25 protein-coding genes and 1 other RNA gene are annotated in these 24,446 nt (G+C 55.7%); 16 read left to right on the forward strand and 10 right to left on the reverse strand.

The genetic code is table 11. The features are described from left to right. The first annotated feature begins 86 nt into the window (after positions 1 to 86). Positions 87 to 905 carry an HMP-PP phosphatase gene (cof, locus tag G0034_RS04985; protein WP_014882783.1) on the forward strand — a complete coding sequence of 273 codons (819 nt, stop codon included), beginning with the start codon at positions 87 to 89 and terminating at the stop codon, positions 903 to 905. A gap of 41 nt (positions 906 to 946) precedes the next feature. Here the strand turns inward: cof and G0034_RS04990 are convergent, their stop codons facing one another. Next, positions 947 to 1,993: a PLP-dependent cysteine synthase family protein gene (locus G0034_RS04990; protein WP_179120566.1), complete on the reverse strand. Its 1,047-nt coding sequence runs from the start codon at positions 1,991 to 1,993 to the stop codon at positions 947 to 949. A gap of 115 nt (positions 1,994 to 2,108) precedes the next feature. On the opposite strand from G0034_RS04990, the gene G0034_RS04995 reads away from it, so the two are divergent. The 5 genes from G0034_RS04995 to amtB all read left to right on the forward strand — a co-directional run bounded on the left by G0034_RS04995 (position 2,109) and on the right by amtB (position 8,025). Beyond that, the gene (locus tag G0034_RS04995) at positions 2,109 to 2,567 is read left to right on the forward strand and encodes an Lrp/AsnC family transcriptional regulator (protein ID WP_008503307.1); all 459 of its coding nucleotides are present in this window, start codon (positions 2,109 to 2,111) and stop codon (positions 2,565 to 2,567) included. 30 nt (positions 2,568 to 2,597) lie between these two features. After that, positions 2,598 to 4,370: a SmdA family multidrug ABC transporter permease/ATP-binding protein gene (locus tag G0034_RS05000; RefSeq protein ID WP_045134720.1), complete on the forward strand. Its 1,773-nt coding sequence runs from the start codon at positions 2,598 to 2,600 to the stop codon at positions 4,368 to 4,370. Further along, positions 4,363 to 6,144, forward strand: coding sequence for a SmdB family multidrug efflux ABC transporter permease/ATP-binding protein (locus G0034_RS05005; RefSeq protein WP_014882786.1), 1,782 nt, complete (start codon positions 4,363 to 4,365; stop codon positions 6,142 to 6,144). Before G0034_RS05000 ends, G0034_RS05005 begins: the two co-directional genes overlap by 8 nt. 220 nt (positions 6,145 to 6,364) lie before the next feature. Continuing rightward, a complete protein-coding gene (gene glnK, locus G0034_RS05010; protein WP_008503304.1) occupies positions 6,365 to 6,703 on the forward strand; it encodes a P-II family nitrogen regulator in 339 nt (112 codons plus the stop codon). A gap of 35 nt (positions 6,704 to 6,738) precedes the next feature. Next, the gene (gene amtB, locus G0034_RS05015; RefSeq protein WP_014882787.1) at positions 6,739 to 8,025 is read left to right on the forward strand and encodes an ammonium transporter AmtB; all 1,287 of its coding nucleotides are present in this window, start codon (positions 6,739 to 6,741) and stop codon (positions 8,023 to 8,025) included. Between the two features lie 95 nt (positions 8,026 to 8,120). Here the strand turns inward: amtB and tesB are convergent, their stop codons facing one another. Next, on the reverse strand, positions 8,121 to 8,981 hold the full coding sequence (tesB, locus tag G0034_RS05020; protein ID WP_179120567.1) for an acyl-CoA thioesterase II: 861 nt from the start codon (positions 8,979 to 8,981) through the stop codon (positions 8,121 to 8,123). A 203-nt stretch (positions 8,982 to 9,184) separates the two neighbouring features. On the opposite strand from tesB, the gene G0034_RS05025 reads away from it, so the two are divergent. Continuing rightward, the gene (locus G0034_RS05025) at positions 9,185 to 9,712 is read left to right on the forward strand and encodes a YbaY family lipoprotein (RefSeq protein WP_014882789.1); all 528 of its coding nucleotides are present in this window, start codon (positions 9,185 to 9,187) and stop codon (positions 9,710 to 9,712) included. A 33-nt stretch (positions 9,713 to 9,745) separates the two neighbouring features. Here the strand turns inward: G0034_RS05025 and G0034_RS05030 are convergent, their stop codons facing one another. After that, entirely contained in the window at positions 9,746 to 10,057 is a 312-nt protein-coding gene (locus tag G0034_RS05030; RefSeq protein ID WP_014882790.1) for an MGMT family protein, read from the reverse strand. A 170-nt stretch (positions 10,058 to 10,227) separates the two neighbouring features. Between G0034_RS05030 and ffs the strand changes: the two genes are divergently transcribed. The 3 genes from ffs to G0034_RS05045 all read left to right on the forward strand — a co-directional run bounded on the left by ffs (position 10,228) and on the right by G0034_RS05045 (position 11,049). Continuing rightward, positions 10,228 to 10,324, forward strand: an RNA gene (gene ffs, locus G0034_RS05035) — signal recognition particle sRNA small type. 261 nt (positions 10,325 to 10,585) lie between these two features. Further along, on the forward strand, positions 10,586 to 10,837 hold the full coding sequence (locus tag G0034_RS05040; protein WP_023310587.1) for a hypothetical protein: 252 nt from the start codon (positions 10,586 to 10,588) through the stop codon (positions 10,835 to 10,837). Then, positions 10,834 to 11,049 (forward strand): hypothetical protein, encoded by a 216-nt coding sequence (locus G0034_RS05045; RefSeq protein ID WP_023310588.1) that lies wholly within the window; start codon positions 10,834 to 10,836, stop codon positions 11,047 to 11,049. Before G0034_RS05040 ends, G0034_RS05045 begins: the two co-directional genes overlap by 4 nt. 81 nt (positions 11,050 to 11,130) lie before the next feature. Here the strand turns inward: G0034_RS05045 and yczR are convergent, their stop codons facing one another. Continuing rightward, positions 11,131 to 12,552, reverse strand: a complete 1,422-nt coding sequence (gene yczR / locus G0034_RS05050) for a MocR-like transcription factor YczR (RefSeq protein WP_014882792.1) — start codon at positions 12,550 to 12,552, stop codon at positions 11,131 to 11,133. An 87-nt stretch (positions 12,553 to 12,639) separates the two neighbouring features. On the opposite strand from yczR, the gene yczE reads away from it, so the two are divergent. The 3 genes from yczE (at position 12,640) to G0034_RS05065 (ending at position 17,593) form a co-directional block, all read left to right on the forward strand. Further along, positions 12,640 to 13,251, forward strand: a complete 612-nt coding sequence (yczE, locus tag G0034_RS05055; protein WP_014882793.1) for a membrane protein YczE — start codon at positions 12,640 to 12,642, stop codon at positions 13,249 to 13,251. Positions 13,252 to 13,327: 76 nt separating this feature from the next. Further along, entirely contained in the window at positions 13,328 to 14,398 is a 1,071-nt protein-coding gene (locus G0034_RS05060) for a LacI family DNA-binding transcriptional regulator (protein ID WP_179120568.1), read from the forward strand. 102 nt (positions 14,399 to 14,500) lie between these two features. Beyond that, the gene (locus G0034_RS05065; RefSeq protein ID WP_179120569.1) at positions 14,501 to 17,593 is read left to right on the forward strand and encodes a beta-galactosidase; all 3,093 of its coding nucleotides are present in this window, start codon (positions 14,501 to 14,503) and stop codon (positions 17,591 to 17,593) included. Positions 17,594 to 17,630: 37 nt separating this feature from the next. On the opposite strand, the gene pdeB is transcribed toward G0034_RS05065, so the two are convergent. Next, entirely contained in the window at positions 17,631 to 19,196 is a 1,566-nt protein-coding gene (gene pdeB / locus G0034_RS05070; protein WP_179120570.1) for a cyclic di-3',5'-guanosine monophosphate phosphodiesterase PdeB, read from the reverse strand. 221 nt (positions 19,197 to 19,417) lie between these two features. Here pdeB and G0034_RS05075 point away from each other — a divergent pair, with 221 nt between their 5' ends. Both G0034_RS05075 and ykgO read left to right on the forward strand, forming a co-directional pair. Further along, positions 19,418 to 19,678: a type B 50S ribosomal protein L31 gene (locus tag G0034_RS05075; RefSeq protein ID WP_010428154.1), complete on the forward strand. Its 261-nt coding sequence runs from the start codon at positions 19,418 to 19,420 to the stop codon at positions 19,676 to 19,678. Positions 19,679 to 19,680: 2 nt separating this feature from the next. Continuing rightward, the gene (gene ykgO / locus G0034_RS05080; protein WP_179121310.1) at positions 19,681 to 19,821 is read left to right on the forward strand and encodes a type B 50S ribosomal protein L36; all 141 of its coding nucleotides are present in this window, start codon (positions 19,681 to 19,683) and stop codon (positions 19,819 to 19,821) included. On the opposite strand, the gene G0034_RS05085 is transcribed toward ykgO, so the two are convergent. Next, complete coding sequence (locus G0034_RS05085) at positions 19,818 to 20,528, reverse strand: GNAT family N-acetyltransferase (protein ID WP_179120571.1); 711 nt, start codon at positions 20,526 to 20,528, stop codon at positions 19,818 to 19,820. The genes ykgO and G0034_RS05085 overlap by 4 nt on opposite strands. Positions 20,529 to 20,629: 101 nt before the next feature. Here G0034_RS05085 and pdxR point away from each other — a divergent pair, with 101 nt between their 5' ends. Continuing rightward, positions 20,630 to 22,090 (forward strand): MocR-like pyridoxine biosynthesis transcription factor PdxR, encoded by a 1,461-nt coding sequence (gene pdxR, locus G0034_RS05090; RefSeq protein WP_179120572.1) that lies wholly within the window; start codon positions 20,630 to 20,632, stop codon positions 22,088 to 22,090. On the opposite strand, the gene G0034_RS05095 is transcribed toward pdxR, so the two are convergent. From G0034_RS05095 to tomB, 4 genes are all read right to left on the reverse strand, one after another. Beyond that, positions 22,062 to 22,529, reverse strand: coding sequence for a YlaC family protein (locus tag G0034_RS05095; protein WP_179120573.1), 468 nt, complete (start codon positions 22,527 to 22,529; stop codon positions 22,062 to 22,064). The genes pdxR and G0034_RS05095 overlap by 29 nt on opposite strands. 118 nt (positions 22,530 to 22,647) lie before the next feature. Then, positions 22,648 to 23,199 carry a maltose O-acetyltransferase gene (gene maa, locus G0034_RS05100; RefSeq protein ID WP_014882801.1) on the reverse strand — a complete coding sequence of 184 codons (552 nt, stop codon included), beginning with the start codon at positions 23,197 to 23,199 and terminating at the stop codon, positions 22,648 to 22,650. A 209-nt stretch (positions 23,200 to 23,408) separates the two neighbouring features. Beyond that, the gene (gene hha / locus G0034_RS05105; protein WP_014882802.1) at positions 23,409 to 23,627 is read right to left on the reverse strand and encodes a hemolysin expression-modulating protein Hha; all 219 of its coding nucleotides are present in this window, start codon (positions 23,625 to 23,627) and stop codon (positions 23,409 to 23,411) included. Between the two features lie 27 nt (positions 23,628 to 23,654). Then, entirely contained in the window at positions 23,655 to 24,029 is a 375-nt protein-coding gene (gene tomB, locus G0034_RS05110; protein ID WP_008499288.1) for an Hha toxicity modulator TomB, read from the reverse strand. Positions 24,030 to 24,446 lie beyond the last annotated feature (417 nt).

The raw sequence follows: 24,446 nt of genomic DNA on the forward strand, positions 1-24,446 counted from the left end.
ATAATTATCATCTATTCACTATTACTTCCGTATATCTCACCTGATACTGATGCACAAGCTAATCGCATCACATTTCAGGAGTCATCATGGCCCGCCTCGCTGCATTTGATATGGACGGCACGCTGTTAATGCCGGATCACCGTCTGGGAGAGAAAACGCTGAGTGCCCTGAAGCGCCTGCGCGAGCGAGATGTCACTCTGACATTTGCCACCGGCCGACATGTTCTGGAGATGCGCCATTTACTGGGCGCGTTTTCTCTTGATGCTTTTCTGATCACCGGAAACGGAACGCGCATTCACACCGTCGAAGGGGAGGTACTGCACCGTCAGGATCTTAACCCGGAAGTGGCGGATATCGTCCTGCACAGCACCTGGGACACACAGGCCAGTGTCCACGTTTTTAACGATCAAGGCTGGTTTACCGGAAGCGAAATCCCCGAGTTACTGCATGCGCATGTCTATAGCGGTTTTAAATATCAGCTTATCGATCTGCGCCGGATCCCCGCCCACGCGGTGACCAAGATCTGCTTCTGTGGCGATCACGACGATCTGCGACGCCTGCGCATCCAGTTAAATGAGGCGCTCGGCAACCGGGCGCATCTGACCTTCTCGGCGGTAGATTGTCTGGAAGTATTACCCGTGGGCTGTAACAAAGGTTCCGCCCTGGCGGTACTGAGCGACCATCTGGGCTTAACGCTGCAGGATTGTATGGCATTTGGCGACGCCATGAATGACCGAGAGATGCTGGGCAGCGTGGGGCGCGGCTTGATTATGGGGAATGCGATGCCGCAGCTGATTGCCGAGCTTCCTCATCTGCCCGTTATCGGACACTGCGGTAACGAAGCGGTGTCCCATTTTTTGACTCATTGGCTGGACAACAACAACCTCCCTTATTCCCCCGAATAGCGAGCGCCTTCCAGCAAGCCAGACGTCGGTCTGGCTTTTTTTTATTTCAGCAGCTGTGCAATCTGCACTTTCCACGGCGTGATGTCGCCGATGTTAGCCTGTACCCATTCTGCATTGTAGTAGGTCTCAAGGTAGCGCTCGCCGCTGTCGCACAGCAGCGTGACGATGGAGCCGGTACGCCCTTCCTCACGCATGCGTGCCGCCAGATGCAGTGCGCCCCACATATTGGTGCCTGTCGATGCCCCGACTTTGCGGCCAAGCTGGGTTTCCAGCCAGTGTGCGGTTGCCACGCTGGCGGCATCCGGCACGCGCAGCATTTCATCCACTACATCCGGAATGAATGACGGTTCTACGCGCGGGCGGCCAATTCCTTCAATTTTACTGCCTGACGGGCTGCGAAGATCGGCATCGCGGCTCTGCCAGTAGTCGAGGAACACCGAGTTTTGCGGGTCAACCACCATCAGTTGGGTATCGTAGCCCTGACAGCGAATGTAGCGTCCTATGGTGGCTGAGGTACCACCGGTACCGGCGCTCATCACAATGTACGACGGCACGGGGTGCGGCTCGTGGGTCATCTGGCGGAAAATACTGTCAGCGATGTTGTTATTGCCGCGCCAGTCCGTTGCGCGTTCGGCGAAGGTAAACTGGTCCATATAGTGGCCGTTGAGCTCATGGGCCAGCATTTCAGAGGCGGCGTAGATTTCGCAGGCACTCTCAACGAAGTGGCAGCGACCACCGTAAAATTCGATCTGCTCGATTTTGCGTTTTGCAGTGCAGGAGGGCATCACCGCGATAAACGGCAGGCCCAGCAGGCGGGCAAAATAGGCTTCGGACACGGCGGTTGAACCGGACGAGGATTCAATAATGGGAGTGCCTTCTTTGATCCAGCCGTTACATAAACCGTATAAAAACAGTGAGCGCGCCAGGCGATGCTTCAGGCTGCCGGTCGGATGGGTGCTTTCATCCTTCAGATAGAGCTGAATACCGTCAAATCCCGGCAGGCAAAGGCGGATCAGGTGGGTATCCGCCGAACGCTGGTAGTCGGCATTGATTTCGCTGATGGCATGTTTAACCCAGGTGCTATTCATCGTAATTATCCGTTTGTCATTTTGTGCCCAGCATAGCGAAAAGCACAGAAAAAATTGTTGCTATCTGGCCTTTAAAATAGAATGAAGGGAGAAAAATTTTCTCTGTGAGGTGGGTATGCTAGATAAAATTGACCGTAAGCTCCTTTCCTTGCTGCAAAGTGACTGTACCCTCTCTTTGCAGGCGCTGGCAGATGCCGTTAATCTGACCACCACACCGTGCTGGAAGCGCCTTAAGAAGCTCGAAGATGATGGCATTTTGCTGGGGCGCGTCGCGCTGCTCGATCCCGAAAAACTGGGGCTTGGGTTAACGGCATTTGTGCTGATTAAAACCCAGCACCACAGCAGCGAGTGGTATTGCCGCTTTGTTACTCAGGTCTCTGAGATGCCCGAGGTGCTCGGTTTCTGGCGAATGGCCGGCGAGTACGATTACCTGATGCGCGTCCAGGTGGCAGATATGAAGCGCTATGATGACTTCTACAAGCGGCTGGTGAACAGCGTCCCGGGCTTATCAGACGTCACCTCAAGCTTCGCCATGGAACAGATTAAGTACACCACAGCTTTACCCATTGAATAACTTCGTAAAAAACCTTCAGGAACAAACCGCGTGCGATTATTTGCCCAATTAAGCTGGTACTTTCGTCGGGAGTGGCAACGCTACCTCGGTGCAGTGGCCCTGCTTATTATCATTGCCATTCTGCAGCTGATCCCGCCGAAAGTGGTGGGGTACGTCGTGGATGGCGTCACCGAACAGCATTACACCACCGCACGGGTGTTGATGTGGGTCGGCACGCTGGTGCTGACGGCCGTCATTGTTTATCTCCTGCGCTACGTCTGGCGCGTGCTGCTGTTTGGTGCGTCCTATCAGTTGGCCGTTGAGCTGCGTGAAGATTTTTACCGCCAGCTGAGCCGACAGCATCCCGAATTTTATCTGCGCCATCGCACCGGGGACCTCATCGCCCGTGCCACGAACGATGTCGATCGCGTGGTCTTCGCCGCCGGAGAAGGGGTATTAACGCTGGTGGACTCGCTGGTGATGGGCTGTGCGGTATTGATTGTCATGTCCACGCAGATCAGCTGGCAGTTGACCCTTCTGGCGCTGCTGCCGATGCCGCTGATGGCATTGGCGATCAATCGCTACGGCGAACAGCTGCACGAGCGCTTCAAACTGGCGCAGGCGGCATTTTCGTCTCTGAACGATCGCACCCAGGAGAGCATGACCAGCATTCGCATGATCAAAGCCTTTGGTCTGGAGGACCGGCAGTCCGCGCTGTTTGCCGCCGATGCGGCAGACACGGGGGCGAAGAACATGCGCGTCGCGCGCATTGACGCCCGTTTTGACCCGACAATCTATGTTGCGATTGGCATGGCCAACCTGCTGGCTATCGGAGGCGGTAGCTGGATGGTGGTACAGGGGACGTTAACCCTGGGACAATTGACCAGTTTTGCGATGTATCTCGGGCTGATGATCTGGCCGATGCTGGCTTTAGCCTGGATGTTCAACATTGTGGAGCGGGGCAGCGCCGCCTACAGCCGCATTCGCGCCATGCTGGCCGAAGCGCCGGTGGTGACTGACGGCAGCGAAGCGGTCCCGGAAGGGCGTGGCGTAATGAAGGTCGACGTCCGTCAATTTGTCTATCCGCAGACGGCGCATCCGGTACTGGAGAACGTCAGCTTTACGCTTCAGCCCGGCCAGATGTTGGGTATTTGTGGTCCGACGGGGGCCGGAAAAAGTACCGTTCTCTCTCTACTCCAGCGCCACTTTGACGTCACCGAAGGGGATATTCGTTTCCATGATATTCCCCTGAAGAACCTGCTGCTGGATGAGTGGCGTGGCCGCCTGGCGGTGGTCAGCCAGACGCCGTTTTTATTTTCGGACACCGTGGCGAATAACATTGCCCTCGGATGCCCTGCGGCGACGCAGGAGGAGATCGAGCATGTGGCGCGTTTAGCCAGCGTGCATGATGATATTTTGCGTCTGCCGCAGGGGTACGAAACGGAAGTCGGGGAGCGTGGCGTTATGCTGTCCGGCGGGCAGAAACAGCGTATTTCGATTGCCCGTGCGCTGCTGCTGAATGCCGAAATCCTGATCCTGGATGATGCGCTCTCCGCTGTGGATGGCCGTACCGAGCACCAGATCCTGCATAACCTGCGTCAGTGGGGCGACGGTCGCACGGTGATTATCAGCGCTCACCGTTTGTCGGCGCTGACCGAAGCCAGCGAAATTCTGGTATTGCAGCACGGGCACATTGCCCAGCGCGGGCAGCATGAAAATCTTGTTGAGCAACCGGGCTGGTATCGCGATATGTATCGCTATCAACAGCTTGAAGCGGCGCTGGACGATGCCCCCGAACAGAATGAGGAGGCCGCTAATGCGTAAGCTCGGAACGATGTGGCCGACGCTCAAACGTCTGCTGGCCTACGGCTCGCCGTGGCGTAAACCGCTGTCCGTGGCCGTGCTTTTACTCTGGATAGCGGCGATTGCAGAAGTGAGCGGGCCGCTGCTCATCAGTTACTTTATCGACAATATGGTCGCCAAAAGCTACCTGCCCCTGGGGCTGGTGGCGGGTTTAGGCGTCGCTTACGTTGGGTTACAGCTGACGGCGGCAGGACTGCACTATGCGCAGTCGCTGCTGTTTAACCGCGCAGCCGTTGGTGTCGTTCAGCAGCTGCGCACGGATGTAATGGACGCCGCGCTTCGCCAGCCGCTCAGCGAGTTTGATATTCAGCCGGTCGGGCAGGTTATCTCCCGGGTAACCAACGATACCGAGGTGATCCGCGATCTGTACGTCACCGTGGTGGCGACGGTGCTCCGCAGCGCGGCGCTGATTGGTGCGATGCTGGTGGCAATGTTCAGTCTCGACTGGCGCATGGCGCTGGTGGCGATCACGATCTTCCCGGCGGTGCTGATCGTCATGGTCATCTACCAGCGCTACAGCACGCCAATCGTGCGTCGGGTACGAGCCTATCTGGCCGACATCAACGATGGCTTCAACGAAGTCATCAACGGCATGAGCGTTATCCAGCAGTTCCGCCAGCAGGCGCGCTTTGGTGAACGGATGGGCGAAGCCAGCCGCTCGCACTATATGGCACGCATGCAGACGCTGCGGCTTGACGGTTTTCTGCTGCGTCCGCTGCTGAGCCTTTTCTCTGCGCTGGTGCTTTGCGGTCTCCTGATGCTGTTTGGGCTGAGCGCTAACGGTACGATTGAAGTGGGGGTGCTGTACGCCTTTATTAGCTATCTGGGGCGCCTTAACGAACCGCTGATCGAGCTCACCACCCAGCAGTCTATGCTGCAACAGGCTGTGGTCGCCGGTGAGCGTGTGTTCGAGCTGATGGACCGGCCGCGACAGGCCTACGGCAACGATGAGCGGCCTTTGCAAAGCGGTGCCATTGATTTTGATAATGTCTCGTTTGCCTATCGCGAAGACCGGCTGGTGTTGCAGGATATCTCACTTGATGTTCCGTCGCGTGGTTTCGTGGCGCTGGTGGGCCATACGGGAAGCGGTAAGAGCACCCTCGCCAGCCTGTTAATGGGTTACTACCCGGTTACGCACGGTGAAATCCGGATCGACGGACGTCCGCTCGCGTCTCTTAGCCACAACGTGTTGCGTAAAGGCGTCGCGATGGTGCAGCAGGATCCGGTCGTCCTGGCCGATACCTTCTATGCGAACGTGACCCTGGGGCGGGACTACACGCAGGAGCAGGTCTGGGAGGTACTGGAAAAAGTGCAGCTGGCGGATCTGGCGCGCGGGTTTAGTGAGGGGATCAATACTAAGCTGGGCGAGCAGGGGAACAATCTCTCCGTCGGGCAAAAACAGCTCCTCGCCCTGGCGCGGGTGCTGATTGAAACGCCGCAGGTTCTGATTCTGGATGAAGCGACAGCCAGTATTGACTCCGGTACCGAGCAGGCCATCCAGCAGGCGTTGTCCGCCGTGCGTGACCATACGACGCTGGTGGTGATTGCCCACCGTCTTTCCACCATCGTTGATGCCGATACCATTCTGGTGCTACATCGCGGCCAGGCCGTTGAACGGGGTACGCACCGTGAACTGCTGGAAGCCAAGGGACGTTACTGGCAGATGTATCAGCTTCAGCTGGCAGGCGAAGAGCTGGCGGCAAGCGTGCGTGAGGAAGAATCGCTGAGCGCCTGATGCACCAAAATGAGGCGACGCGCTAACAGTCATTCCTGTTGGTGCAAAACGGAAACGCACCCTGCACCGGCATGGTGCGTTTTTTTTCACCGGTTCGTTTATCAAGGCCGTGTAGCGCTCTTTGCACCGCAGTTCCTTCTGGTTTTCATTTCTGGCACACCCCTTGCAATACCTTCTGCGTAAGCTGCGGCCATTACCGAATTCTGACTGGAGGGGATCTATGAAGCTGGTTACGGTTGTAATCAAACCATTCAAACTCGAAGACGTGCGTGAAGCGTTGTCTTCCATGGGTATTCAGGGACTGACTGTCACCGAAGTGAAAGGCTTTGGTCGTCAGAAGGGTCATGCCGAGCTTTACCGCGGGGCGGAATACAGCGTTAACTTTCTGCCAAAAGTAAAAATTGATGTCGCGATTGCTGACGATCAGCTTGATGAAGTCATTGATGTCATTAGCAAAGCGGCCTACACAGGCAAAATTGGCGACGGCAAAATTTTCGTTGCCGAACTGCAGCGCGTCATTCGCATTCGTACCGGCGAATCTGACGAAGCGGCACTGTAAGTAACTCCTGGCACACAGTGATAGGGATCGAGAAAATGAAGATAGCAACACTTAAAACGGGTCTGGGTTCGCTGGCACTGCTGCCGGGCCTCGCGCTGGCTGCCCCTGCGGTGGCAGATAAAGCCGATAACGCCTTTATGATGATCAGCACCGCGCTGGTGCTGTTCATGTCAATTCCGGGGATTGCCCTGTTCTATGGCGGTCTGATCCGTGGCAAAAACGTTCTCTCCATGCTGACCCAGGTAGCCGTGACCTTCGCACTGGTCTGCGTGCTGTGGGTGGTTTACGGTTACTCGCTGGCCTTTGGCACTGGCAACGCCTTCTTCGGTAACTTTGACTGGGTGATGCTGAAAAATATTGAGCTGACCGCGCTGATGGGCAGTTTCTACCAGTATATTCACGTTGCGTTCCAGGGCTCGTTCGCCTGCATCACCGTCGGGCTGATTGTAGGCGCGCTGGCCGAGCGTATTCGTTTCTCTGCCGTTCTGATCTTTGTGGTGGTCTGGCTGACGCTCTCCTATGTGCCGATTGCGCACATGGTCTGGGGTGGCGGTCTGCTGGCAACGCACGGCGCGCTGGACTTCGCGGGCGGTACCGTCGTACATATCAACGCCGCGGTAGCGGGTCTGGTTGGCGCATACCTGATTGGCAAACGCGTGGGCTTCGGTAAAGAAGCGTTCAAACCGCACAACCTGCCGATGGTCTTTACCGGTACCGCGATCCTCTACTTTGGCTGGTTTGGCTTCAACGCCGGTTCTGCAAGCGCAGCAAACGAAATCGCCGCGCTGGCCTTCGTAAACACCGTCGTGGCCACAGCCGGTGCGATCCTCTCCTGGGTCTTCGGTGAGTGGGCGGTGCGCGGTAAACCTTCCCTGCTGGGTGCCTGTTCTGGCGCAATCGCGGGCCTGGTCGGTATCACGCCTGCCTGTGGTTATGTGGGTGTCGGTGGTGCGCTGCTGGTAGGTTTGGTTGCAGGTCTTGCAGGTCTGTGGGGCGTTACGGCACTGAAACGCGTGCTGCGCGTTGATGACCCTTGCGATGTATTTGGTGTGCACGGTGTGTGCGGCATCGTCGGCTGTATCATGACCGGTATCTTCGCCGCGAAATCGCTGGGTGGCGTGGGCTATGCAGAAGGTGTCACTATGGTTCATCAGGTACTGGTGCAGCTGGAAAGTATTGCTATCACTGTGGTGTGGTCTGCCGTTGTCGCTTTTATTGGCTACAAGCTGGCGGACATGACTGTGGGTCTGCGCGTACCGGAAGAGCAGGAGCGCGAAGGTCTGGATGTGAACAGCCACGGTGAGAATGCGTATAACGCATAACCAACAGCAAAACGGCAATCTCGATTGCCGTTTTTAATGTTTATTCCCTCTCCCTGTGGGAGAGGGCCAGGGTGAGGGCATCAGGCCGCACGTTATTAACCGCGATTACGCATTACCCCTTCCTGCACCGTTGAAGCGACCAGCACGCCGTCCTGCGTATAAAACTCTCCACGCACAAACCCGCGAGCGCTCGATGCCGATGTACTCTCCACGCTGTAAAGCAGCCACTCATTCATGTTGAAGGGACGGTGGAACCACATGGAGTGGTCGATGGTCGCGACCTGCATCCCTTTTTCGAGGAACCCGACGCCGTGCGGCTGCAGCGCCACCGTCAGAAAGTTAAAATCTGACGCATACCCGAGCAGATACTGATGCACGCGGAAATCTTCCGGCACGGTACCGTTGGCGCGGATCCAGACCTGACGTTTCGGCTCGGCGGTGTGACCCTTCATCGGGTTATGGAACTCGACGGGGCGGATCTCCAGCGGTTTATCGCACAGAAATTTCTCTTTGACCTGTGGCGGAAGCAGATGCGCCAGCGCACGGGCGATATCGGTCTCTGATTTGAGCGTGTCTGGCGACGGTGCCGGCGGCATCGTTTTCTGATGCTCGTATCCCGGTTCCGGTGCCTGGAACGAGGCGGTCATATAGAAGATGGGCTTACCGTTCTGAATGGCCGCCACGCGGCGGGCACTGAAACTATTACCGTCACGCAGAACTTCAACATCATACACAATCGGTTTTGCGCTATCGCCAGGGCGTAAGAAATAGCTGTGGAACGAATGCACCAGACGGTCTGCCGGGACGGTCTCCTTTGCCGCGTACAGCGCTTGTCCAACGACTTGCCCACCGAAGACCTGGCGCAAGCCTAAATCTTCACTCTGTCCGCGAAAGAGTCCTTCCTCAATTTTTTCCAGATTCAGTAATGTCAGCAGATTGTTCAGTGCCTGACTCATAGTTGTCCTCAATAAACGCCGTAGCGAAAGATAGGCAGAGTATAACGCAGAAATGTAAGTGGTCCGATGGGTAGAATAATCTTAATATCGGCACGTTTTCAGGCATTAATCGGTGATCTGTGCCACACTTGAATACGTTATGTGATTGAAACGACATCGGATGGGATCGATCCCGCTGGTGCATTGATGATAAGGAGACTTCAATGAAACTCGTGCCCATGCTAAGTGGTGTAGCTATTGCGGTGGCGTTGTCCGCCTGTGCCGGTAAGAGCGCCCAGGTGCCGGTACCTGCAGCCGATCCGAACGGGATTAATACCCTTTCACAGCAATCCATTCAGCAGCCTAATGTTTCCGGTACCATCTGGATCAAACAGAGAGTCGCTTTGCCGCCGGATGCGGTATTAACGGTTACGCTGTCTGATGCTTCTCTGGCCGACGCGCCGTCGAAAGTCCTGGCTCAGCGTGCGGTTCGTACTGAAGGTAAGCAGGCGCCATTTAGCTTCGTGCTGCCATATAACCCGTCAGACGTGCAGCCGAATGCCCGTATCCTGCTGAGTGCCGCGGTAACGATCAACGATAAGCTGGTCTTTATTACCGATACGGTTCAGGAAGCCATTAACCACGGTGGGACTAAAGTCGACCTGAATCTGGTTCCCGTACAGCAAACCGAAGTGCCGGTTGCTCCACAGACCAATCAGCCGTCCCTGCCAACCCCACCGACCCAGATGTAATTGTTGCTATCACCCTCTCCTTCGGGGGAGGGGTTAGTACACCCAGCGGTACTTTTGCAAATCAATCTGTCCCGATCCCGATACCTGCACACCCTCTGACAGTAATGCCTGGCGCTGACGCTGGAGATCCGGTCCGGTCAGCGAGATGGCACCATGACGATTCACCACGCGATGCCAGGGCAGCGTGCTTCCTTCCGGCAGCCGTTTAAGAACGCCACCTACCTGTCGCGCCGCGCGCGGTGAACCGGCCAGCTGTGCGACATCACCATAGGTTGTGACGTAGCCTTCCGGGATTGAGGCCACAATTTGCCATACGCGCTGGGGAAAGGAGTCGTGTTCGTCCATACCTGCACCTGCGGGGATCATCTGGACAGCCATGGTAAACGAAGATTGCCCTGATTGCTGCGTCTGTTTGCGCAATAAACCAGCATCCGGTTCCGGGTCGCTTGCAATTGGGTCTTCGCACAGGGATAATGCGCCAGCGCGTTGGTTATCAACGCTCTCAATGGGGGCTCTGTTGGTTCTCCCGCAACGCTACTCTGTTCACCAGGTCAGGTCCGGAAGGAAGCAGCCAGGGCAGACGACGTGGGTGCCGGGATGTAGCTGGCAGGGCCCCCACCCATTTACGGCCTCGTACAAACCTTCCTGCGTTACCTCTCTCTGTAGTCATTATTCCACAATACTATAACGCCTATACGCTGTAATATATATTTCATCGCGATGAAATATTATTGTCATAAACCTGTAATAATAGACTGGCATTTTATATTTGGACGTCTATTTAACACCAAAATTCAAAAAAATATAAATCTGGATAACAGTGTTAACTTCGTGTATTACATAAAGTACTTATTCCGAAGGGAAGTGACAAACATGGCTACTGCGGTTTTAAATGTTAAAATTGACGACGCGCTAAAAGAAAGGCTTCGCCACTATGCGGAAGTGAATAACGAAAATTTAAGCGTGACCACAGAGAAACTGCTGCTGCTGGCGTTTGAAGCAGTAGAAGAGGCGGGAGTATCGGAAGAAGATATTGATAATCAGCATACGGAAGAAGAGAGTGTTTCTCCTTTTACTCCTAAAGAAATCAAAGCACTACGTAAACTTCTGAAGAAGAGAAAATGAAACAACAACTGTCAACTGCCAGTGACTACAACGAGGCCTGCGATCTCTTGCGCTCAGGCTATGTGAAGCATGTACGTCTTGGCTGGAATGTTGGAAGCGATGAGTTCTTTCGTATTGCGTCTGACTGGTGTGATACCGGTGCAAAAATAAAGAAAGACGGTGATAACTTCGTTATTTCGCTGAAAGGTTTCCCTATTCCTCCGCAACATTAATTGTTGTCCAGTGAAAACTGCTGACTGCATATATTACAGTCAGCAGTTTTTATTTTATGATCCCCTTCAAACTTTTTATTCTTAAACCAGACTGCGTTTGATGGCCGGCTCATTTGAATGTAATGCACGCCATAAGGGTTTAATCCGCAGTAACGCCGCTTCCATTTCCGCTGGCTCCAGCGAGAAGGGCATGCGCAAAAAGCGGTCAAACGCCCCCGATAAGCCAAACCGTGTACCCGTTCCCAGGTTAATCCCGATGATTTCTGCCCGCGCGGCAAGCTGTGTCGCCAGCATGCCGGGAAGTTCGATCCAGTAAGACAGTCCGCCTTCCGCCTCATGGAATCGCCACTCGGGAAAATGTTCACGCAGCAGTTCACTGCATCGATCGCGCCGTTCCGCAAGCATCTTGCGGCGAGCGGGCAGAAAACGTTCGCTATTGTTGATAAGCCACAGCGTCGCCAGTTGCTCCAGCAGCGGCGAGCCCAGATCAAGCGTATCCCGCGTCTGGGCGAGGGTGGCGATGGTACGTGAAGAGGCGCGGATCCAGCCGAGACGCAGTCCGCCCCAGAAGCTTTTTCCGGCGGAGCCTAATGTCATGACGGTTGCCTCCCGGTTAAACGATGCCAGCGGTGGCGGTGGGGGCGAGTCAAACCAGAGATCGACCATCGTTTCATCTACAACCAGCGTCGTGCGGGTTTGCGCGGCAATATCGGCGATCGCCTGACGGGTGGCGATATCCATACAACGCCCGGTTGGGTTGTGAAAATCAGGCATCAGGTAAGCCAGGCGCGGTGCAGTCTGGGCAAGCGTGGCGGCAAAACCATCCGTGTCCCAGCCTGTATCCGGCAGCGACACCCCAACGGGCCGGCACTGCGCCCCCTGAATGGCGGCAATCGCCAGCGGATAGGTAGGGTGATCGACCACGACGCGATCTCCCGGCCCGGTTAACATCCGCAATATCAGCGCAAAACCGCTGACGGCACCGTTGACCACCATGACTTCGTCTGCGCGGGTGGGAAGACCCCGTTCGGTATAGCGTGCCGCTATAGCTTCCCGAAGCGCAGGCAGCCCAAGCTGGTCGTAGCCCGTCAGCGAGAGGTGCTGGGTAATAGCCGTCAGCGCGTGGGTATAAGCCTGGTGGATCTCTGGCCCGGCATTGAGGGCGGCAGTGGAGAGATCCAGTGCGGCACTCGCCGCTGAAAGGGTAGGAACGGCGCGCGTATCCGGGAGGATCACGCGCGACCCGCTGCCGTGGCGGCTTTCAAGATATCCCTCCTCGCGCAGATGGGCGAGGGCACTGCTGACGGTGGTCCGGCTCACGTCCAGCGCCGTAGCCAGCTCACGCTCACCCGGCAGTCGCGTATTTAATGCCAGTCGGCCATCAAGGATTAACAGACGCAACGCGTCAGCCAGCTGGCGCCAGAGCGGGGTGCGGGATGAAGCTTGCTGCCAGTGGCCTAAAAGGCGTACCAGAGACTGACTTCCAAAGCGGCGTGATGACATATGCAGTCCACTATTTGAAAACTGGACATTAATCATAGTGCCATTTTAGGTCAGGATGAAAGCCTGGTTATCGGGAGAAGATAAAAAATGGTACGTCGTCTGCTACAACTTTATGTCGGTTTGGGTCTGTATGGCCTCTCTACCACGATGTTTATTCGCTCGGATCTGGGGGTTGATCCGTGGGATGTATTTCACCTTGGCGTCGGGCTACAGCTGGGGATGAGTATCGGGACGGTGATCATTTTGACCGGCGCTGCGGTGCTGCTGCTGTGGATCCCCCTGCGCCAGATGCCCGGACTCGGCACGATCAGTAACGTGATTTGTATCGGTCTGGCGGCAGACGCCAGCATGGCGCTCATCCCCGAGCTGAGTTCGTTACCTGTGCGAATCGCTTTCCTGGTATCGGGCATTGTGATGAACGCGATTGCCACCAGTATGTACATTGGTGCCGGTTTCGGGCCCGGCCCGCGCGATGGTCTGATGACAGGCATTCACGCCCGGCTGGGCTGGTCCATTCGCAGCGTGCGAACCACAATCGAAGTGTCCGTCCTGCTGATTGGGTGCGTGCTTGGCGGTACGTTTGGCGTAGGAACCGTACTGTATGCCCTGACCATTGGTCCGCTTATTCAGCTCTGTATGCCCTGGTTCCGCCAGAAGTCGCGCAATGAGAACGTTCCTCAGCCGGAACGGGTTGTTTAATTTGCGAAGCGCTCACATGTTTTAACGGCATCGCTGTGGCAGAATAGTCGCTTCGACTATCGCGATGCCAGAAAGCATGAAAGCAATCACTCTCTATGATGTCGCCTCCCTTGCGGGGGTTTCTTATCAGACCGTTTCCCGCGTGATTAACGACGCGGAGCATGTCTCTGCCCGCACGCGGGAAAAGGTGCAGCAGGCAATGGCGGAACTGCACTATGTGCCTAACCTGCGGGCACAACAGCTGGCGGGTAAACGCACCCGTACGCTGGGTCTTATTACGACCGATCTGGCGTTGCACGCGCCTTCACAAATCGTCTCGGCGGTAAAATCCCGGGCAGCGGAACAGGGGGCGAGTGTCCTCATTTCCATGGTAGAGCAACCGCACCAGTGTCAGGCCGCGCTTCAGGCGTTGCTGGCGCAGCGGGTGGAAGCACTGCTGGTCAATGTGCCGCTTGACGATCCTCACGCCGAACAGCTCAGGGCGCTGGCATCGCCCGTTCCGGTGCTGTTTCTGGATGTATCGCCCTCAGCGCAGGTAAACAGCCTCGTGTTTAACGCAGAGGAGGGGGCGCGTCTGGGCGTTGAGCATCTGCTTTCGCTGGGGCATCAGCATATTGCTTTGTTGAGCGGACCGGAAAGCTCGGTCTCTGCGCGTGCGCGTCTGGCCGGATGGCAAGCGACGCTGGCACAGGCCGGCCTTGACGCGGTTGCCGTGGAATACGGTGACTGGAGCGCGGCCAGCGGTTATGAAAAAGGGCATATGCTGCTGTCGGGTACGGTATTACCGGAGGCGATTCTGGTGGCGAACGATCAAATGGCGCTTGGGGTGATGCGCGCCTGCGCGGAAAAAGGGGTAGCGATCCCTGGCCAGCTATCGGTAGTCGGGTTTGACGATACGGCCGACAGTGCCTGGTTTTCGCCGCCGCTGACGACCGTTCGCCAGGCGTTTCGCCAGGCGGGCGAACGCAGCGTGACGTGGCTGCTGGACCCCCTCCAGGGCGATGCGTGCTGGCAGGTTCAGCTGCCGGTTACGCTGGTGATCCGTTACTCCACCGCGCGCCGCCATCCGCAGCAGGCCGAACAAGAGGATCTGGCGGAGCAGCTCAGACGCCTGGCTCTCCTGGCAGAGCAGCTTGCGCGTAAATAAAACTTTGTGATCTGACTCGCTGCTCCGCGATGGAATGCTTTACCCTCGCCCAGTGCCAGGGCATGTTAACTAAAATTGTGAGCGCTTCGCAAAGAGGTTAGTATGCCCAACACTTTATCACCGACGCTCGGTGCCATTCTGGCCCGACGGGACTGGGAAAACCCCGGCGTTACCCAGTGGAACCGGCTGGCGGCTCATGCGCCGTTACACAGCTGGCGCCATGAATCCTCGGCCCTGAACGACGAGGAGTCAGTCAGCAGACGTTATCTTAACGGGGCGTGGCGGTTTAATTATTTTCCTGCACCCGAGCAAGTCCCGGAGGCATGGGTAACGGAAGATTGCGCGGACGCCGTTGCGATGCCCGTGCCGTCTAACTGGCAGATGCAGGGGTTTGACACGCCCATCTACACCAACGTCACCTATCCCATTCCCGTCACGCCGCCTTTTGTTCCGCAAGAGAACCCAACCGGATGTTACTCGCTCACATTTGAGGTGGATGACGCCTGGCTCCATGGCGGGCAAACCCGCATTATCTTTGACGGCGTGAACTCGGCGTTTCATCTTTGGTGCAACGGACAGTGGATAGGCTATTCCCAGGACAGCCGCTTGCCCGCCGAATTCGATCTCTCGGCGGCGCTGCGCGCCGGGGAGAACCGCCTGGCGGTCATGGTACTGCGCTGGTGCGACGGCAGTTATCTTGAAGACCAGGACATGTGGCGGATGAGCGGCATTTTCCGCGACGTCACTTTGCTGCATAAATCCGAAACGCAGATCGCCGATTACCATGTGGTGACGGACCTGAACGCTGAGCTTGACCGCGCGGTGCTGAAAGTGGCGGTCGCGCTGACAGGCACTCGCTACGCGGAGTGCGATGTTACGATAACGCTGTGGCGCAACGGTGAACGCTGTGCCAGCGCGACCCAACGGCCAGGCTCTGCCATTGTGGACGAGCGCGGCGGCTGGGCTGAGCGGTTAACGGTGGCGATCCCCGTCGAGCACCCTGCGCTATGGAGTGCTGAAACGCCGGAACTGTATCGCCTGACGATTGCGCTTCTCAATCCAAAGGGTGAGGTGGTGGAGGTCGAGGCATGCGACGTTGGCTTCCGCCGCGTTGACGTCAGCAATGGCCTGCTGAAGCTCAACGGTAGACCGCTGCTGATCCGCGGCGTTAACCGACATGAGCACCACCCTGAAAACGGCCAGGTGATGGATGAAGCAACCATGCGTCGTGATATCGAAATCATGAAGCAGCACAACTTCAACGCCGTGCGCTGCTCGCACTATCCTAATCATCCGCTGTGGTACCGGCTTTGCGATCGTTATGGGCTGTACGTCGTTGACGAAGCGAATATCGAAACGCACGGTATGGTGCCGATGAGCCGCCTCGCTGACGATCCGCGCTGGCTACCTGCCATGAGCGAGCGCGTGACCCGCATGGTGCAGCGCGACCGAAATCATCCTTCGATTATTATCTGGTCGCTGGGCAATGAATCCGGCCACGGCGCGAACCACGATGCGCTGTACCGCTGGCTGAAAACCACCGACCCGACGCGCCCGGTGCAGTATGAAGGCGGCGGGGCGAATACGGCAGCGACCGATATTGTCTGCCCGATGTACGCCCGGGTCGATCAGGATCAGCCTTTCCCGGCAGTACCTAAATGGTCAATCAAGAAATGGATCGGCATGCCGGATGAAACGCGTCCGCTGATCCTCTGCGAATACGCCCACGCGATGGGCAACAGCTTTGGTGGGTTTGCGAAATACTGGCAGGCGTTTCGCAATCATCCTCGCCTGCAGGGCGGGTTTGTCTGGGACTGGGTCGATCAGGCCCTGACGAAGCAAGACGAAAAGGGTAACGCGTTCTGGGCGTACGGCGGAGACTTTGGCGATAAGCCGAACGATCGGCAGTTCTGCCTCAATGGTCTGGTATTCCCCGACCGAACCCCGCATCCGGCGCTGTACGAAGCGCAGCGCGCCCAGCAGTTTTTTACCTTTACGCTGGTGAGCACTGCTCCGCTGGTGATTGAGGTGCAAAGCGGCTACCTGTTCCGCCACACCGATAACGAGGTGCTGAGCTGGACGATTGCACGTGATGGAGAGGTGCTGGCCGCGGGCGAGGTCACGCTCGCGATGGCTCCCGAGGGCACCCAGCGTCTGGAGCTCGATTTGCCTGCGCCGAAGGCCGGGCCGGGAGAGGTTTGGCTGAATGTTGAGGTTCGCCAGCCGCGGGCAACGCCGTGGTCACCGGCTGGCCATCGCTGCGCGTGGGAGCAGTGGCCGCTCCCGGTTCCTCTCTTTATTGCGCCGACAGTGTCTGCGGGCGAACCTCCCGTGTTGACGCAACATGACCTCATGCTGGAGATAACGCATCAGCAGCAGCGCTGGCAGTTCGATTGCACTTCCGGAAACCTGACCCAATGGTGGCGAGATGGCGTGGCACTGTTGATTTCACCCGTGACGGATAGCTTCAGCCGCGCGCCGTTGGATAATGACATTGGCGTGAGCGAAGCGACGAAAATCGATCCGAACGCGTGGGTTGAACGCTGGAAAGCAGCGGGTATGTACGATCTCACCTCCCGCGTACTGTCCTGTGATGCAGAGCAGCATGCTCGCGAGGTGGTGGTCAATACCCTGCATGTCTGGGAGTACCAGGGCAAAGCGCTGTTCCTGAGCCGTAAAACCTGGCGGGTGGACGAGCAGGGCGTTCTGCATGGTGATATTCAGGTCGATATGGCGTCTGATATCCCGGAACCCGCGCGGATTGGCCTGAGCGTTCATCTCGCCGAAGCGCCGGAAAACGTTCACTGGCTGGGGCTGGGGCCGCACGAAAATTACCCGGACAGAAAGCTGGCGGCACAGCAGGGGCGCTGGACATTGCCCCTGGAGGCGATGCACACGCCGTATATCTTCCCGACGGAAAATGGTTTGCGCTGCGATACCCGCGAACTTGTGGCAGGAACGCATCTGCTGAATGGTCAGTTCCACTTCTCAATAAGCCGCTACAGCCAGCAGCAGTTGCGCGAGACAACCCATCACCACCTGTTACGTGAAGAGCCGGGGTGTTGGCTCAACCTCGACGCGTTCCACATGGGCGTGGGCGGCGATGACTCCTGGAGCCCCAGCGTCTCGCCGGAATTTCTCCTGCAGACGCGCCAGCTTCGTTATCGCTTCAGCTGGCGTCAGAAGGCGGTCTGACGGGCAGTCCCGCGGCCATATTTTGTGTCCGCGGGGCTTAGTCAGAATACTTCCCGAGGTTATTTTCTGCCCACAGAATAAATTCCGTCTTTGGTAGCGCCTTACTGTAAAACCATCCCTGTCCATACTGCACCCCATGACGGTGCAGCCACGCGAGCTGCCCTTCAGTCTCGACACCCTCCGCCACCATCGCCAGCTTCAGCGATTTCGCCATTTCAATAATGTGCGGCGTGACGTTTTTGTACTCCAGCGCATCCACGAACGATTTATCAATTTTGAGCGTATCCACGTCCAGATCCTGCAAATAGCTCAGGCTGGAGTAGCCCGTGCCAAAGTCATCAATATAGACAGGGTGACCGGAATGGCGTAGCGCGGCGATAGCCGGGATGCTGATTTTGGGATCGGCAAAACCGCGTTCGGTGAGCTCAAGGGCGATTTGTCGGGGGTGAATTTGCCATTTATTCATTAACTGACTCAGCAATGGCGGCAGTTTGCCGGAGGTCAAATCGGCGGGGGCGAGATTAATGGAGATATGCTGTTCGGGGTGGTGTTGCAACCAGTGGCCCATATCTTCAAACACTTTTTCAATGACTAACTGCGTGAGCTGCGAGATGAGCCCGGTTTGTTCAGCAAGGGGAACAAAAATATCCGGCGAGAGGCTGCTGCCATCTGGCTGAGGCCAGCGCGCCAGCGCCTCTGCCCCTACCACTTTCCCGCTACAGAGCGCCACGATGGGCTGATAGTGAACCACAAAATCCCGGCTGTTAATGGCGTCAAGCAGGCGATTGCGGGGCGACTGGATGCGACGCAGTATCCGCAAGACAAACAGTGCGGCGAGCAAGCTTATCAACATGCCAAACGGTAACCAGAAAAGGAGTTGCCTGTGCCAGGTATCAGCCAAAGGTTTGAGCGGAGCCCAGGTCACGACGGTAAAGCCCAACTCAGGGACAGGCTTCATCACGTACATTGAACCGTTGTACTGGACGCGGTCTCCCTCTCGTTCCTGAATCATCTCGCGGATATGCGGCGCGAGTGGATTAGTGCTGGCAAAAATGCGGTGTGTTGCAGTTCCAACCAGGGCGGCATCGATGGCTATCTCCCCAAAAGGGATCACATCCACCAGCGAGTCAGGATCGATCATGACAAGGTAGTGGCCTTTGCCCAGCACAACCATGTAGCGGTGAAATCCCAGATCGTTTTGCGCGGTCAGCCATGCGCTGTAACCATCCCGGGTAATGCGCGTTGGTGGGGGGAAGGGGGAGGCATGGCTGGATTGCTCCAGCGAGGAGCAGCGTGGTTTCAGGTTGTCGGTATAGATCGCTTCCTGAACATAACGCCACGAAAAAGCGGCCCGGCGCATCTCTCTTAAATGCGAAGGGCTGCACGGCACGCCGTCAAACGTCTGCAGGTGATTAAGCGCTTCTTTTGCCTGAGCCACCACCCTGTCGGTGCGTATCAGCACACGAGAAGCATAATTATCCAGCGCATCGACAAATTTCTCTTCCGCCTGGCGATGCGCCAGCCAGATGCTCAGGCAAATGGGAACCAGCACAGAAAAGATAAGTATGCCAGTCACCAGACTGACCAGATGTCGGGTGTTCATGCTGTCGTTTCCTTTCTCATATGTCGAAATCCGGACGCTGAGTTCCCTGCCTGAAGAGAAAGATTTTACCGCGAAATGATACAGTTATAGCACGTGGGCGGCCTGGTTTTTATTTTATCTCAGGTAAACCTGTAAAATATCAGTGGCAAAAGGGGGGTTGTTTTTTCAACAAGGGCTGGATATTATTTTGTTATGTTATAACAAAACATGAGAGATTGATGATGAAACCCGATATCCATCCAGCGTATCGCACTGTGGTATTCCACGACACCAGTGCCAATGAATACTTTAAAGTCGGCTCAACCATTAAAACTGACCGCGAAATTGAACTCGACGGTGAAACGTATCCATACATCACCATCGAGGTTTCTTCGAAATCGCACCCGTTTTATACCGGTAAGCAAAAAACGTTCTCCACGGATGGCAGCGCGGCGCGCTTCCGTAAGCGTTTTGGCGGTTTTCTTAATGCGAAGCGGGGGTAATGATGCAGGTGCTTAACTCATTGCGCAGTGCGAAACAGCGTCACCCGGATTGCCAGATAGTCAAACGCAAGGGACGCTTATACGTGATTTGCAAATCCAATCCGCGCTTTAAGGCGGTTCAGGGGCGTAATAAAAGACGCTAGGCGCGTATTTCTCGCCAGCTTTCCAGGGATCTTTTCTGTTTGCCATCGGCGGTAAAATTGTCGGTGGCAAGCCAGCCTTCAAAGGCGCTCTCCAGCGCCGGCCACTCTTTGTCGAGAATCGAAAACCAGTCGGTATCCCGGTTACGGCCTTTTATGACCAGCGCCTGGCGAAACCGCCCTTCAAACTGAAAACCCAGGCGCAGTGCGGCTTTGCGTGAAGGCGCGTTAAGGCTGTTGCACTTCCATTCGTATCGCCGATAGCCCAGGGTATCAAACACGTACCGCATCAGCAGGTATTGCGCTTCTGTCGACATTGGCGTGCGGCTCAACAGGGGCGAGAAATGAACGTGACCCACCTCCACGACGCCGTTTTTCGGATCGATCCGCATCAGGGCCAGCGTTCCGACCGGAGACTGGGTCTGATTATCAATGACGGCAAAGTGCATCGGGTCAGATAAGTCACTCACGCTCGCCACCCATTTGGCATATTCAGCGGCCGTGGCATCAGGTTCGCGCAGCAGCCACGTCCAGCTACGGGTGTCTTCGGCCAGGGAATAGGCGGAGAAGAGCGCCTCGGCATGCGCCACGCGCAGCGGTTCAAGCCGACAAAAACGCCCCTGCAGCACCATCCGGGACGGATGTGGTCGAGGCTGCCAGTCGATAAGGGCGTCGCCCACGGGTTGTCCAAACTCATTGAATGTCTTCATCTTCATTTCCGTGACGTTGAAAAGAGCTTCAGACTAGTGAATTGCTGGTTCCTTAAAAAGCACCACTCGACTATGTTTTGTTGGTACCACAAGGAGATGAGATGAATATACCGGGTGATGAATTTTATACCTTGCTCCATGCTGCACTGAAAAAGCGTGGGGATGAGACGCTCCAGCGGGCGCTCTATCTGGCTTTGCGAGAGGCCATCCTCAGCGGGAAACTTCAGTCTGGTAGCCAGCTATCCGGCTCGCGCACGCTGGCGCAGCAGCTTGCGGTTTCCCGGAACACCGTTAACGCGGCGCTGGATCAGCTCACCCTCGAAGGCTATTTGCTGCGTAACCGGCAGGGGACAAAGGTTGCTCAATTTGCGCATCGCGCACGCATCCGGGCATTGCCGGCGCCTGAGGTTGTGCTGGCAAAACGGGTCACTCATCTGCCTGCGCCGGTGCAGCGTGATACTCCGGTCATGGCATTTACGCCGGGAACGCCCGCCATCAACTATTTCCCGTTGCCGCTGTGGCGGCGATTGTACGATCGCGTCTTGCGCGAGGAGGGGAACGCTCTGCTTGGGTATGGCGATCCGGCCGGAGAGCCGTCGCTTCGTGCGGCGATTGCTCGCCACCTCGCGCTCTCCCGGGGCATTGACTGCGACGCCAGCCAGATAGTGATAACCGAAGGGGCGCTTGAAGGGGTTAATCTGTGCACGATACTGTTGAGCGAACCTGGCGATGTTGCCTGGGTGGAAAACCCCGGCTACGCCGGGGCCAAAAGTGCCTTTGTCAAAACCGGCCTGACAATGACGGGAATGCCGGTGGATGATGAGGGAATGTGCTGGGAAGGGCGGAATGCGCCTTCCCCCACGCTGATTTTCACTTCGCCCTCGCATCAGTTCCCTTACGGAAGCGTGCTCAGCGCTCGGCGGCGGCTGGCGTTGCTGGAGCTGGCCCGACAGCACAACGCATGGATCATTGAAGATGATTACGACAGCGAGTTCCGTTATGCCGGTGAGCCCGTACCGGCCATGCTGGTAATGGTGAATAACGCCCCAGTTGTGTATCTCGGAACCTTCAGCAAAACGTTGTTTCCGTCACTCAGAATGGGGTTTATGGTGCTGCCGCCCGCACTTGCGAAGGCGTCGCACCCTGCCATTGGCTCGCTGCTGCGCGGCGGGCATCGTGCGGAGCAGCGCACCCTCGCGCTGTTCATTGAAGAAGGTCACTATGCCCGTCATCTTGCTGCCATGCGTCGGCTTTATCGTAAACGTTACCGCCAGCTGCGCGAGGCGCTGAGCACAGCGCTTCACACCCCACACCGTATTCTTGCCGGAGAGGGCGGGATGCACCTGACGGTGACGATTGACGGTATTGATGACCAGAGGCTTGCGGAGAAGGCGAGGGCATTTCAGCTGGCACCCGCTGCGCTGAGCGGGTACTACCTGGAGGCGAAGCAGGGGCAAACCGGTCTGGTTTTAGGCTATGGCAATACCTCTGCTTCGCAGTTTGTGCCGGGTATCCGACGCCTGCAGGCGTTAATTACGCAGCAGCAGGGCGGGAAAGAGTAAAGATATCATAGAAAGAGAGCTGACCTTTGGTGGAAACCATTTTTTGCAGCTTCTCTTTTTGCACGGTTTCAACGGCCGGAGAGTGCATGATGCTCTCGATAAGCTCCGCAGGCACGAAACGCGTGTTGTACCATTCACCGTTGTAGCAGACCCGGAAATCGAGCACGTCGATATCTTCGTAACGGTAGCGGGGATTCACGTCGAAAAAGAAAAAAGCGTTAAAGACGACAAATAACACAACCAGTAGCCAGACGGAGTCCACCAGCGTCTCGGACTTCAGCATCACAATAAGCGTTGCCAGCCAGGCGGCATACATTGCGACAAACAGTCCGGGATGTTTGCGGATAAAGCTGATGCTAAAGCGCGGGCGATTATCGCGCTTTTCGCGGAGGTTAAGATCGTCGATGGTGGCGGTAAGCAGGCGCTGTATCTCGGTCATTTTTTGCCTTTATGCGTGTAGACAATACAGGGTGTCTGCCAATTTTAGGGGAGCCATCCCGCTGAAAAAAGTAACAGTCAGGCGCTAAAAGACCATAACAGTTGACTCCCCCGGGATCTTACAGCGTTTTGATGATCTTCGCCGGGTTACCCCCAACGACGACATTAGACGGGACGTCTTTCGTCACGACGGCACCGGAAGCGACGACCACGTTGTCACCCAGGGTAACGCCTGGGTTAATGACCGCCCGTCCGCCAATCCAGACATTATTGCCAATAGTGACGGGCTTACCAAACTCGACGCCGCTATTACGTTCCTCCGCATCCAGGGGATGGGTTGCTGTATAAATATGAACACCCGGCGCGAGCATACAGTTATCGCCGATATGAACAGGACACACATCCAGCATCACGCAATCGAAGTTCGCGTAAAAGTTTTTGCCCAGATAAATGTTATATCCATAGTCACAGCGGAAACTCGGCTCAATATAAGCCCCTTCACTTTGCCCCAGCAGTTCCGCCAGAATGGTCTGGCGTTCTGTTTTTTCATCAGGCGCAGTGTGGTTATAGCGATGGATGAGATGGCGTGCCCGCAGTCTGTCGGCGCGTAGTGTCTCATCACCCGGGCGGTAATGTTCACCTGAAATCATCTTCTGTTTTTCAATGCTCATCGTAAACCTCTCTGGATGTGATTCCTGAAGGGTAATCGCAACTGGCCAGAAGGGGAACGTTCCCGAAAAGCCGATGTGAGCAGAGTCACAACATTGTTGCTGATGAGCGCGTTTAACACGGAGACCTGGCTTTCGCACAGGGAGCATAACGGGACAGGTAAATACAGCTTAGAACGTGGCGTAGAAACTCTACAGACACACTTCAAAGATCAACGAACAAATTTCCACACGGATGTGGGGATTTTGTCATATAACTTATTCATCGTTAGCTCAGCGAGGCGATGGTCAGCAGCTGAATAAAATACCGCCAGTTCATTATCAGAAAGCTCGTATTTATTCTTTTCAATGACACGTTCGAGGGTGTCAATTGACTGACAACGACGTAAGCGCATCAAATAATCGACTTTTGTGAGTGGTTTTTCAGACATAAATTCACCTTAGTAATTGTAATAATTTTAACAGGAAAGGCTAACGGGGTTAGCTCTGCTCACGTTGACGAAACAGCGGAATAGTCGGTTTCCCGATTTGCGCCATTTTTGCAAATCCTGAGCGTTAATGCCGTAACTACTGAACAACATAAAGGTGTCGTCCAGGTATTCATCGATTTGCTCAATGAGCTTATTATCTTCATTGTACTTAATTTTATAATTAAGTGCGAAGGTAGCGATATGCTCGATAAGCTCGTTCAACTGTAAATTGATGGCAGACGTTGGATCGTTTACCCAGCCATGGTTACTTTCATCAAGATTGGCAAGGCAGTCATGGTACAAGGATTCGCAGAGAAATTTCAACTGCGCGATATCATGCCGTTTTGGCGAGTACTCGTCCATAGCGCATCCCCTTCTGAGTGATTTATTACTCACCGAACATCATTGTCGGGATGGATACAACTGACTTAGCTACATGAGTGCTGTGTTCCTGATAACCTAACTATAAGCCACTCCTGTCTGGATTTCACCGCGCTATTACGAAAAATTACAAATAAAACCGCAGGCTGCGAGACTCTACGCAAATGTTCATCCGGAACGGAACATTTTTATCCAGATTAACGCTTGTTTTGTTAGCTTCCTTACGTTTCATTAGCTTAGGTTTGCGCCTGAAGAAAAAGTTCAAATCCGGAGTTCTGTTTTTCCGAACTTTTAATTAGGAATATTCCTAACCCTCTGACCGAAGAAATGAATTTAAAAAAATCCTGTATTCTCGGATTACGTTATCCGTTATTTATGATATGTCCTGTTACGCTGGCA

This window comes from Enterobacter sp. T2 (assembly GCF_010692925.1).
Lineage (GTDB): Bacteria > Pseudomonadota > Gammaproteobacteria > Enterobacterales > Enterobacteriaceae > Enterobacter > Enterobacter kobei.